The organism is Bradyrhizobium sp. th-b2 (assembly GCF_000426785.1).
Classification (GTDB): Bacteria; Pseudomonadota; Alphaproteobacteria; order Rhizobiales; family Xanthobacteraceae; genus Bradyrhizobium; species Bradyrhizobium septentrionale.
This window is the reverse complement of sequence record NZ_AUGA01000017.1, coordinates 163,863-174,482: the sequence shown is the minus strand read 5'-3', so window position 1 is coordinate 174,482 and position 10,620 is coordinate 163,863. Positions and strand designations below refer to the sequence as shown.

At 60.7% G+C, this 10,620-nt stretch carries 12 protein-coding genes and 1 pseudogene; 11 read left to right on the top strand and 2 right to left on the bottom strand.

Annotated elements, in window-relative coordinates:
- Together K359_RS64035 and K359_RS0121650 are read left to right on the top strand one after the other, a co-directional pair.
- Positions 1–330: pseudogene (locus K359_RS64035) on the top strand (acyltransferase); the annotation flags it as partial.
- A gap of 473 nt (positions 331–803) precedes the next feature.
- Positions 804–998: a hypothetical protein gene (locus K359_RS0121650; RefSeq protein ID WP_029081197.1), complete on the top strand. Its 195-nt coding sequence runs from the start codon at positions 804–806 to the stop codon at positions 996–998.
- Positions 999–1,207: 209 nt separating this feature from the next.
- Here K359_RS0121650 and K359_RS0121645 read toward each other — a convergent pair whose 3' ends face one another.
- Both K359_RS0121645 and K359_RS0121640 read right to left on the bottom strand, forming a co-directional pair.
- A complete protein-coding gene (locus tag K359_RS0121645; protein WP_245284681.1) occupies positions 1,208–2,083 on the bottom strand; it encodes a GIY-YIG nuclease family protein in 876 nt (291 codons plus the stop codon).
- 267 nt (positions 2,084–2,350) lie between these two features.
- Positions 2,351–2,797 (bottom strand): hypothetical protein, encoded by a 447-nt coding sequence (locus tag K359_RS0121640; RefSeq protein ID WP_029081195.1) that lies wholly within the window; start codon positions 2,795–2,797, stop codon positions 2,351–2,353.
- A gap of 102 nt (positions 2,798–2,899) precedes the next feature.
- On the opposite strand from K359_RS0121640, the gene K359_RS0121635 reads away from it, so the two are divergent.
- The 9 genes from K359_RS0121635 to K359_RS0121595 all read left to right on the top strand — a co-directional run bounded on the left by K359_RS0121635 (position 2,900) and on the right by K359_RS0121595 (position 10,570).
- Entirely contained in the window at positions 2,900–3,367 is a 468-nt protein-coding gene (locus K359_RS0121635; RefSeq protein WP_029081194.1) for a hypothetical protein, read from the top strand.
- Between the two features lie 120 nt (positions 3,368–3,487).
- Positions 3,488–4,387, top strand: coding sequence for a hypothetical protein (locus tag K359_RS0121630; RefSeq protein ID WP_029081193.1), 900 nt, complete (start codon positions 3,488–3,490; stop codon positions 4,385–4,387).
- Between the two features lie 58 nt (positions 4,388–4,445).
- The gene (locus tag K359_RS0121625; RefSeq protein WP_156928605.1) at positions 4,446–4,670 is read left to right on the top strand and encodes a hypothetical protein; all 225 of its coding nucleotides are present in this window, start codon (positions 4,446–4,448) and stop codon (positions 4,668–4,670) included.
- Positions 4,663–4,821: a hypothetical protein gene (locus K359_RS61410; protein ID WP_156928604.1), complete on the top strand. Its 159-nt coding sequence runs from the start codon at positions 4,663–4,665 to the stop codon at positions 4,819–4,821. The genes K359_RS0121625 and K359_RS61410 overlap by 8 nt, the downstream gene beginning before the upstream one ends.
- Positions 4,822–5,121: 300 nt before the next feature.
- On the top strand, positions 5,122–6,567 hold the full coding sequence (locus K359_RS0121615) for a hypothetical protein (RefSeq protein WP_029081191.1): 1,446 nt from the start codon (positions 5,122–5,124) through the stop codon (positions 6,565–6,567).
- A gap of 9 nt (positions 6,568–6,576) precedes the next feature.
- Positions 6,577–7,539 carry a M28 family peptidase gene (locus K359_RS0121610; protein ID WP_029081190.1) on the top strand — a complete coding sequence of 321 codons (963 nt, stop codon included), beginning with the start codon at positions 6,577–6,579 and terminating at the stop codon, positions 7,537–7,539.
- A gap of 37 nt (positions 7,540–7,576) precedes the next feature.
- Complete coding sequence (locus tag K359_RS0121605) at positions 7,577–9,694, top strand: ATP-binding protein (RefSeq protein WP_029081189.1); 2,118 nt, start codon at positions 7,577–7,579, stop codon at positions 9,692–9,694.
- A 17-nt stretch (positions 9,695–9,711) separates the two neighbouring features.
- Positions 9,712–10,227: a hypothetical protein gene (locus K359_RS0121600; protein ID WP_029081188.1), complete on the top strand. Its 516-nt coding sequence runs from the start codon at positions 9,712–9,714 to the stop codon at positions 10,225–10,227.
- Complete coding sequence (locus K359_RS0121595) at positions 10,208–10,570, top strand: hypothetical protein (RefSeq protein ID WP_035976849.1); 363 nt, start codon at positions 10,208–10,210, stop codon at positions 10,568–10,570. The genes K359_RS0121600 and K359_RS0121595 overlap by 20 nt, the downstream gene beginning before the upstream one ends.
- Positions 10,571–10,620: the final 50 nt, after the last annotated feature.

Below are 10,620 nucleotides of genomic sequence, written 5' to 3'. Positions count from 1 at the left end.
TGGCCCTTCCTTTGGAAGCCCTACGATTTCCTGATCGTCACAATCGTATATCCGCTCCTTGTTTGGCTGGGCGCTAATGCAATCGGGAGTCCGTCGATCAACCGTTTTAGCGAGTTTATCGGAGATCTTTCATATCCGCTTTATATGACCCACTACGTTCTACTCATGCTATTGTTCGGCGGAACTTCGGCAGGTTGGGTTGCGCAGAATCATGCAGCGCTAGCGGTACCAACCATGACTCTCGTTGCAATCGCTTTTAGCTTTCTTGTTAAGCGATATCTCGACGAACCGATCCGAGCCACTTTGCATCACAGATCATTTGAGCATTGACCTGCCAATGCGTACGTATTTCCTCCAGATGGAGTTAGCCCGTCTTATTCGTCAGAGTGCGCCTGAGGGCTGGCGAGCGTGGTGTAAAGCGCTGATGTGGCGTCGGGAGGGCGTAAGCCCGACCAGAGCCGCAGCAAAATCGTAAAGCCCCGCCTTCAGCATAACCCGGCAGGAATCCACTTAATTTTCGCGGGGCGCTGTCCAAACAACCGGGACCAGCTCTCCATCCTCATGAAGTCCGGCCAGGCCGCCGGTTTCGCCGGATCCGCTCCATCAGCAACGCCACGAAGGACAGCAACATGCTCCGGGCTCCAGCGCGCGAGTTCATCAGCATCAAGACCATTGGAATCGCCGTGGCCCTCTCCGCGCTGGTCTGGCGTGCCATTATCTTTGCTTGAATGCCAGCTTGCATTGTGCGAGATAATGCAAATAGGCATGAGCGTCACGCAACGCCGAAAACTCATGAGGATCTGATGTTCGCCATCGGCTTACCACCGGGCAAGAAGCTGCCCTTCGCCACGCTGGTCGTCGGCCAGCACACCTTCCCCCACATGCACCGTGACCGTGCGGGCTTCACCTGGACAGAAAACATCACTCTCGCTGTCCATGTCCTGGGGATCCGGCCATACGTGGACCGGCCCCGCAACGACAACAAAGAGGCGGCCTGATGTCGCTGAACCAATTCCAGAAGGCCGTCGCCCAGAAGTACGGCGGTGGGGATTACGCCCACGTTGAGACCATCGACGAGTGTCGAGACGTCGGTGACACACTGGCTGGACCGTGTTCCGTAATAGCGTTTCGCCGAATGTCCGCTTCGATCCGAAGGCGACCGAATCGTTGCGTCGCCGCGAAGTGATGCGATGGGCCACAAGCGGACTCAAGCGTCGCGCGGCAACATGAGCAGGACATGTTGAGGGTCGTGCACCTTTGCCTCTACCACATCACCAACCTTGAAATGCTGCTGGAACCAGTCGGCAATCCGTCGATTGTTGCCGACGATACGAACGGAGCCGTTGGGGTTCGCTGATCGGTTGATGACGGAGTCCACCTGTTCGGAGTCGCTCCCGAGATAAACAATCACCGGATCACCGTCATCGCCCAGGTAACGACTGGCCTCGGTCCCTGGATTGATGAGGCCCTGATTGTAATAGGCAGAGCCGAGCCTGATTGGAAACGTCATCTGCTGGGATGTTGTTGTGGCTGGCAAAGGCTCGTTGGGTGCTACCATGGCGGCTACGACTTCGCGGGGCTCGGTAGCTTGGCGGAGTTCGGAGTCTTCCGTGGCTTCTCGCTCAGCTTCTTCTGTTAGCAGCCGCTTCCCCTCGCGGCCATTCCATGGCGGAGCAAAGGCGATGATCAAGGATTCTTCCAGACCTGCAGCAAGATCAATCTGAAATTCGCCGTAACGAAGTTCCGAGATCGGCGTGAACACGAATATGCGTGTCTCTATGCCTCGCTTCAAAAGGGCTTTGATGTTTTCATGACAGCGTTGGTTAGTCTTCTGTGTGCTGCCGGGGGTGCAGTAGCCTACAAAGCGCTTTTTGATGCTGCGTGCCGTCTTCCCGATATAGCTCACATTGCCGCCTTGTACGAAAGCATAGAGCGCGTTGCGGACATCGAGCATTGCGCGATGCGCTGTCACATTCATGCCGTCAAGCTCGTACGTGATACAGCTATCGTTATCGGCTTTCACCCACTTCGCCACATCGCGAAAGCCGGTGTTAAGCAGGGTGTCTGCAGTCAATTGTGCCACTGGTCCCCCCATCTGCTAACCCCATATCACTGGACATGCCCGCCTGTGCCCGGATTGATGGGATCATACGCGAAATGGTGCATGGTCAAAGGGGTATGACGTGTCGTTACGGGGCGGCCCCAGGTCCGGATTGGGTCAAACGCGACCGGTCCTCTGGTCCTATCCACTCCTCGACTTCCGCTATGCCCCGTTACCGACCGAGATCATGCGGCGGCGCATATGACAGCGATCGCGCGAGTGCTGGCGCGATGAAGTGGGTTCCGGAGGTCAAGCCCGGCGAATAGCGGCCTCAATGCGCCGCTTGCGCTCCGCCCTTACCTTTTCGAGCATCTCGGCATGGGTGAAGGTCGGGACGCCGCTCTTGTCCGTGGCGAAGCGCAGGACTTGCTGTGCGTACTCGCGGGTCACGTCAAACCAGTCGCCGGTAAGCCTGCGCTTCGCCTTGTCGAGAAGAGCCGTGGCTTCGCCCAGCAACCGGACCGCTGTGATATCGCCAGGCGTCCACACCACGTCGTGGACCTGGAGTTCTTTCCAGCAGCCCGGTTGCAGCTCGGCCAGCTTGTCCTTGAGCTGCCGCGCCCAGCTAATTCGTAGCGGCCGCCCCCCTGTGGGGCCGACCGCATAGACACAGGCATAACCGAGTTCCAAGAAGATGGCGCGCTCCGGCTTCGAATGGAGCCAAGGGAGGCCCGCAATAATCTCGGTTTTCTGCATGTCGGATCGACCTCTAGCAGATTCTTTGCATTCGTGCAACTTTACTGCTTGCAGTTTCGCCAAACCCGCCCTATCGAATGCAAACCACAACTGGAGGTTTTGATGACTGACCAAGGCAGACTGATCCTGTCCGCTGAGGCGCTGCGGATCCCGCGAGCCGAGCACCGAGCGCTACTGGAGATCAGGGAGCACTTCGCCGCCGGCACCTTCCACCACGATCCCCGGAACGATGCCGATCGGCCTGACGGATTCAACATGAACGGCGCAGAACACGAGTCGGAGTGCGGAACGACCTGCTGCATCGGCGGCTGGGTCTGGCGCTCCATGGACCGCGACCGCACGACCAAGAGCCCGACCGCATCTCGCTATGTCCACCATGACTGTGCGACTGCCCTTCACCCCCTCTATTTCCCATCGTTCGATGACATCGACGACATGGCGTACGACGACATCACGCCGGGCGCGGCGCTTGTCGCGATCGACAGCTTCATTGCCACTGGTGATCCGGACTGGCGCGGAGCCTGCGGCCTGGACACCCGGGTGATCGAGGTCCGTAGCTACCGCGATTAGCCATGCCTTCCCGCTTGCATGAATGCAAGCGCTTGCAATCCCCCGTTCTGAATTGATCGGCGCCGCCCTCACGAACGGGGGTGAGTTCGACAACGGCCCGTAACCCCAAAGGAGAACTGAATGAATCCCACCGCAAACGATCCCTTCCTCTACGGCAGCCTGCCGGATCGGCTGGCGCAGGAGCAGCCGCAGCCGCAACAGCAGCTGCTGCAGCAGGCCGCTATCGAGGCCCCTGCTCCGCTGACTCAGGCGGCCTTCGGATCCCCGCTCAACGGCGAAGTGTTGCCGCCCGAGCAGCCGGCCGCCGAGACCCCGCCGACCCCGCCGCAGTATCCGATCGGCCTGATCGACTTCAACCAGCCAATCGCCATCGTCGATGCCGACAACTCCTACACCGAGGACGTGTTCGACAACCCGCAGATCCTCACGGTTCTGAAGTGCAGCGTGCATCCGGTCGTCATCAGCTTCTGGAAGCACGGCGAGCAGTGCATCGCCCAGTTCGACACGGACGGCGACTCGTCCTGTGGCAACTACAAGGTCGAGCAGGACCTGATCTATCCGGCCACCCGCTACGTGGTCGTCGGACGTGATGGGCGCAGCCTGAAGGTCGACGAGGAGCTGTACGTCACCGAGGAGGCGGCTCGTAACGAGACGGCGATCGACGACATCGCTGGCGTCTTCCAGGTCGTGATCGAGGCTCCGGCCCCGACGCTGGCCCAGAACGTCGCTGGTGCCGAGACCCATGTCGGCGACGAGGCCGAGGAGGACGAGAACGAGACCGTGGTGGCCGCCGCGCCGGTCGCCGCCCCCGTGACCGCCGCACTCGATGCTCCGACCGAGATGTACGTCGCCGGCCGGATGCGCAAGGTCGGAGAGACGGTCCACGCCTACCGCAACGGATTCGGCACCCGGATCTGCACCATCCTGAAGCTGCGCCGCGCCAGCCGCAAGTCGCTGTACGTCGACCCCAAGGACGGCAACGAACCGTACTGGGCGCTGAACAAGAACGTCCGCTACTGAGCCAGCAAGCTGGCCCGTCTCCTTCGGGAGGCGGGTCCGCCCTGCCACGGAGAAGAAGATGCCGAGACGATTGGGTGACGATGCCCAGGTCAAGGAAGCGTTCCACGCCTTCGAGGCGACGCGACAGCTGATCAATCTTGTCTGCGAGCAGCCGGGCCATGTGCCCCACGAATTTCAACCGATCGTCGAGCTGGCGCTGCAAGCGTACGACCTGCCGCCCGACTTTCCGGAACGAGTCCTCATCAACGAACTCAACGCCGACCAGGAGCCGCACCATGAGTGAGCCGAGAAAAACTGTCCGCATCGTCAGCGAGCAGGAGTTTGCGTCCCGTCTCCGCATCGTGCTGCAGGACTATCGTCTCGACGATGTCGGCGCAGTCACTGGCCCTGGCCGGTCCGGCGCGATCGCCGCGGTCTACACCTCCCCACTTTGAACAGACCTCTTTTGGCTCACAACGGGCAGCAAGAACCCCAAAAGAGTACAAGCGCAGGCGTCAACACCAATGATCGTTCTCAAGTTCGGCGAGTCAGTGTTCTGGCTCCGCCTTTTCAATTCAAGGGATAGACCGCTTCCAATTATTCCCCGTTAGGGGCTGAAGTTTCACTTGCTCTTTTGCTTGCGCGAATGCAAACAGGAGCTTGCCGCACGCTCGCGGGACCAATTCCGGCCCCGCGTGCCACAACCACGGGAAAGCCATGCCTGCCGGCACGCTTGAATGCAAACGGAGCAAACGATGTTCTACCTTGTCAGGTTGGACCGCGACGCCGACAACAATCTCGTCGAGACGCCGCTGCCCGACTACGGCACCTTCGAGAAGGGAGCCGATGCAGCGAAGGCCTCGAAGACTGCCGCTGCCACGACCGGCGCCAAGGTGCAGTGCCGGCGCATCGCCCAGGCTGGCGACTGGCGCGCCGCCATGCAGAAGCGCATGGAGTCCGGCGAGCTGACCCCGCTGCCGTCGAAGTGGACGCTGGATCCGATCAAGGATCACTTCGCCCATCTCCGGGCCAATGATTCCAGCAAGATCGCCTTCATCGAGAGCGAAGAGCACGGCATCATCCAAAAGCTGACCGCGCTGACGCCCGGCCGATACATCACCCGGTTCTACGAGCTGGAAGATCAGAAGATGGACGACGCCAAGCGGCGCGCCCTGATCGCCGCAGTTGATCCGAGCGGCGAGATCTTCTTTGCCAAGACGCCCGACGAGATCACCTACGTCTACAAGAACGGCCCCTCCTCGTGCATGGATGGCGACCACAACTTCTCGCACCTGCCGGTGTGGCCGGTGGCTCCCTATGGCGCTGGTGACCTGGCCGTCGCCTACACCAAGAACACCAGGGGTCGCATCCAGTCCAGGGCACTGTGCTGGCCGGAGAAGAAGCTGCACGGTCGCTGTTATGGCGACATCGCGCGGCTGCGGTCGGCTCTCGCTGCTGAGGGTTATACCGACCTCCGAGATGGCGGCGATAACAAGGTCAACACCTTCGTCGGCGCACGTCTGCTGAAGATCCCGAACGAGAACTACGATCATCAGTACATCGTCCCCTACTTTGACGACATCGGTGTCGGCGTCGACATGGGAGATCACTTCGTCACGGCTGATAAGTGGGAAGCCGGAAAGCATTATGTGTGCAGCTCTTCGAGCGGTGTCTCGCAGATGCATGCCAGGTGCCCAAAGGAAGACGTCGCGGTGTATGTCAGCGACATGCGGTTCGTGCATGGGGCCGATCAACTTTGGTCGTCCGGCGCTATCAAACGCCACGCTTTCACCTGTTTGGGCAGCGGGAAGATCTGGTCGAGGGACTACAAGGTCACCCTCTACGACGGCACCGCCTGGTCGAAGGAGTGGTTCGACGAGCACGGCGAGCACTGCATCTACACCCACAGCAATCGCCCCAAGGACGAAATGGTCCAGAAGGGCGACAAGCGGATGCACCGCAGCGTTGCCGATGAATACGACGACGAAGGCAACAAGGTGGAGATCAAGCCGAAGCGTCGCCGCGGCAGCAAGATCGTCGGCTATGACCTGGCCGTACCCGGGGGCGACATCACCGTCAACACCACCATCCGCGGCAGGATAGCCGACCAGTTCATCGTCGACGATGTCGACGTGATCTCTGACCGCGCCGTCACCGCTGTCAACGACCTCATCCTCAATCGCAGCCGCCGCGTTGCCTAAGGAAGAACTATGAACGATCTCGAAACCATCATCTCCATGCTCTCGTATCGGCGGCCGGCTGGCTCGGCCACCGAGATGGCATTCATCAAGAAGTTCATCATCCCCCTTGGGGCGAAGATGGACAAGCACGGCAACTGGCGGCTGGTGATCGGCGAAGATCCGAGCGTTCTGTGGTCGTCGCACACCGACAGCGTCCACTCCAAGGAAGGCTTCCAGAAGGTCGATTTCGACGGCAAGTTCATCTCACTTGCGGTCAATTCGAAGTCGAACTGTCTGGGCGCTGACTGCGCTGCCGGCGTCTGGATCATGAGCGAGATGATCAAGGCGAAGGTGCCCGGCCTCTACATGTTCCACTTCGCCGAGGAGATCGGCTGCGTCGGCTCCAACGCCGTCGTGGAAAAGGAGCCGGAGCTGCTGAAGGCCATCAAGTCGGCGGTCGCCTTCGATCGCCGTGGCACAGCTGACGTCATCACCCATCAGGGGGTGCGGACCGCGTCTGATGCGTTCGCGCAGTCATTGGCGGACCAACTGCCGAGCCGGTTCAAACCGTCAGACAGGGGCGTCCTGACCGACACCAAGCAGTACCGTCACTTGGTGCCGGAATGCACCAACCTCTCTGTCGGCTACTACAATGAGCACCGCCCCCACGAGGCGCTCGATGTCGGTCACCTGATCGAGGTGCGCAACCACATGGTCAAGATCGACCAGTCCAAGTTCGTGATCGAGCGCGACCCTTTAGCGAAACCGAAGCTTTCGAAGGCTGGTGGGAAGTCCTTCGGTAGCTTCGGCAGGTTCCGTGAGGAGACTCTGCGCGACCTGGTGTGGGGCCATCCCGACAAGGTTGCCGCGTTCCTGGAGAACCAGGGCGTCACCTTCGACCAGCTCCGCGACGTCATCCATGAACGCCGCGAGCGCAAAGCAAATATCAACGACCTGTTCGACCCGCTGGATCTCTTCAGCGGCGCGGCCTGATCGACAATTCACTGACAACCCATCAAGGAACTGACCAATGCAGCTTGGTATGAAGGATCACGTCGACGTCGCAACCGGCGTGCAGGACGAAATCAAGATCGCCTTCGAGGCAAACGCGGTGGCTTTCTACGCCCAGATCTCCGGTCTGGCGAAGGACAAGAAGCGGTATCCGATCCGCGAACTGTCGACCAACGCCTGGGACGCCTCCCGTGGCGACTTCGAGGTCCATCTTCCGACCCCTCTCAACCCGGTCTTCCGGGTTCGTGACTACGGCCCGGGCATGAGCCACCACCAGATGGTCAACGTCTACGCCCGCCTCTATGCCTCCACCAAGCGTGCCACCAACGAGCAGGTCGGCGGCTGGGGTCTGGGGTCCAAGAGCCCGTTCGCCTACCTGATCGGCGATACCGGCGCCGGCTCCTACTACGTCACCTCCTACCATGACGGCGTGATGCGGGCCTACGTGTTGTCGCTAGCTCCGGACGGCGCGCCGGTCATGCGCCTGATGGCGGAGACCCCGACCGAGGAGCGCAACGGTCTCGACGTGTCGTTTGCCGTTCGCCGCGAGGACATTCAGGACTTCCACCGCGGCGCCCACGACATCCTGTGGTCGTTCGAGCCGCGCCCGAAGATCTTCCCCCGGGACGCGGTCAACTGGAAGGACCCGGTGGTCGAGAGCCAGGGCGAGAACTGGGCCAAGTTCGAGGGCAACTCGGTACCGTTCTACGGGCCGCGCGTCCGCATGGGCTGCGTGATGTACCCGTTCGATCTGCGCCAGATCGAGAGCACCGGCTTCCTCGACGACAGTGACGAGGTGCTGTTCGATGCGCCGATCGGGTCGCTCAAGGTCACACTGTCCCGCGAAGAACTGGCCTATGACGACACCACCCGGACCACGCTGAAGAACCTGGTCAAGCAGTACGAGGACAACTTCATCGACCAGCTCCGCGACAAGGTGGATGCAGCAGAGACCCTGTTCGCAGCGGCCAAGGTCTTCGAGGAAGAGACCGACATGTTGGGCCGTACCCGACAGCAGAAGCTCCGCGACATCGTTCGCTGGCGCGACTTCTACATCTCCGAGGTCCTCGCCAAGGTGAACTGCAAGATGGACATGCTCCCGGAGGGCTGGACCGAGTTCGAGAAGTTCGAGGACTGCACCGTCCGCACCAACTGGGCAGCCGATGCCAAGATCGTCATCGAGCACAACCCGAGCTACTCCCTCAGCCGGTTCCACATGGCTGAGCTGGTCGGCAAGCAGGTGCTGTGGGTGCGCTGCAAGCGGTTCAACCGCGAGCAGGTTCTCGCTGCCCTCGGCAATCCCGAGGCCATCGAACTCGACAGCTTCAAGGTGCCGGTCGCAAAGCGGGTTAGCAAGACGATCCGCAAGCGCAAGACGCTGGTCGTCACGACCGGAGGCCGGCTGCACGCCCTCACCCAGGACGTCGACATGGCCGAGGGCGGACTGATGGTGGAAGCGTACCCCGGAACGTACCGCCGTCGCCGCGGCAGCAGCAGCTTCCTCAAGCTGCACAGCCATCAGGAAGGATCGATCAGCCAGAACGAGGCCGAAAGCTTCATGATGGCTGCTGTCGAGTTCGGCCTGATCGAGGTTGGCACGGTCATCCTGGTCAAGAATTACGATCAGGAGGTGTCCGGCGACTGGACCATGGTGGCCGACGACATGATCGAGGACATCCGGGGTCGGGTGAACGTCGAGGAGTTCACCGGTCTGCACAAAAAGACGCTGCACAATCTGAACCACAACCTCCAGGAAGTGGCGAAGATGCGGATCCAGCGTGCGCCGGCTGATGTTCGCGAGTTCCTCACGAACCTCAAGCAGCTCTACGCCGCCCTGCAGAACGGTTCGAACGCGACGACGGAGAGCGACAAGGCGTTCGCAGCGCTGCGCCGCATCGGCATCAACATCGACAAGCCGGAGGTCGTCTGCCCGATCGGACAGATCGACCAGGCCTATGAGCGGCTGTGCCAAGACTACCCGCTGCTGAGGGGCATCGTCGAGGCCTACGACTACAGCAACCGCAACCGTGACAAGACGAGCAAGCTCAACCACTACTTCGAGCTTCTCTCCCGCCCCGCGGTCGCAAACGACAACGACGAGTCCGAGGATGACCTCGAACTCGATCAGGCTGCCTGAGCCAACCGGAGCGCAACATGATCGCCAGCGTGATCACCGACACCTCAATCTTCTACATCGCCAAGGGCCGCCCCTGGACCTTGGCGGTGGATCACCCCGCTTTCGAGCAGGTGAAGGCTCGTCTTGCCGAAGGGTGCGACGACGAAGACGAGATCGTCCGCATGACGGACGTTCGGGTGGCGGTGAATGACGCCACCGATGGGCGGGCTGTCCTCAGTGAGGATGGCCTGCTCATGGACGGCGAAGTGATGTCTCCGGCCTGGCACCACAAGGCCATGGCAGAACCCGCTGCCATGAAGGTCCTTGTCGTGAGTCCGGGAGACCGGGTTCGCATCGAGGGCGACGAGGACGCGCCGGCCGGTCTCTACACGGTCGGCGACGTCGACAACGACGACGTCGACAAGCGGGTGATGGTCGAGTCCGACGAAGGCTACCTCGGCTTTGTCGCCAACGCATCCATCAAGGAAATCATCAAGGACGTGGAAGAACTAAAGTGCTGTGAGGAGGAAGAAGATGCCAAAGACGCTGACTAAACTGCAGGAGCAGATCGTTGCTCGGGTGCTCGCCGACCCCATGAACACTCTCTACCTGTCGAAGGGGCAGGTTAATTCGGCGCAGAGCCTGATCACCAAAGGGCTGCTGAGCAAGTACTGCTATGCGTCGATGATCCAGTCGCAGTACCTCACGCCGGAGATCAAGTCGGTCTTCTTCGGCGAGAACGACGTGGTGTTTGCGATCCAGGACATCTACGACAACTGCTGGCTGACCTTCGAGGACCGCGAGCTGGTCGCGAAGCCGCGCTCCAAGGAGAAGGCGGACCGGATAGTTGCAGCCCTAAAGGTGCTTCGATCCACAGAACTCAAGGCCGCAGCTTAATTTGCATTTCTCGCGACTCTCCGTTTGCTTGACTGCAACCATGATGCTAA

What these genes read in the sequence shown, in the direction of transcription:
- K359_RS0121650 (WP_029081197.1), top strand. Translation starts at nt 804, where the DNA reads ATGTTCGCCATCGGCTTACCACCGGGCAAGAAGCTGCCCTTCGCCACG.
- K359_RS0121640 (WP_029081195.1), bottom strand. Translation starts at nt 2,797, where the DNA reads ATGCAGAAAACCGAGATTATTGCGGGCCTCCCTTGGCTCCATTCGAAG.
- K359_RS0121635 (WP_029081194.1), top strand. Translation starts at nt 2,900, where the DNA reads ATGACTGACCAAGGCAGACTGATCCTGTCCGCTGAGGCGCTGCGGATC.
- K359_RS0121630 (WP_029081193.1), top strand. Translation starts at nt 3,488, where the DNA reads ATGAATCCCACCGCAAACGATCCCTTCCTCTACGGCAGCCTGCCGGAT.
- K359_RS0121625 (WP_156928605.1), top strand. Translation starts at nt 4,446, where the DNA reads ATGCCGAGACGATTGGGTGACGATGCCCAGGTCAAGGAAGCGTTCCAC.
- K359_RS61410 (WP_156928604.1), top strand. Translation starts at nt 4,663, where the DNA reads ATGAGTGAGCCGAGAAAAACTGTCCGCATCGTCAGCGAGCAGGAGTTT.
- K359_RS0121615 (WP_029081191.1), top strand. Translation starts at nt 5,122, where the DNA reads ATGTTCTACCTTGTCAGGTTGGACCGCGACGCCGACAACAATCTCGTC.
- K359_RS0121610 (WP_029081190.1), top strand. Translation starts at nt 6,577, where the DNA reads ATGAACGATCTCGAAACCATCATCTCCATGCTCTCGTATCGGCGGCCG.
- K359_RS0121605 (WP_029081189.1), top strand. Translation starts at nt 7,577, where the DNA reads ATGCAGCTTGGTATGAAGGATCACGTCGACGTCGCAACCGGCGTGCAG.
- K359_RS0121600 (WP_029081188.1), top strand. Translation starts at nt 9,712, where the DNA reads ATGATCGCCAGCGTGATCACCGACACCTCAATCTTCTACATCGCCAAG.
- K359_RS0121595 (WP_035976849.1), top strand. Translation starts at nt 10,208, where the DNA reads ATGCCAAAGACGCTGACTAAACTGCAGGAGCAGATCGTTGCTCGGGTG.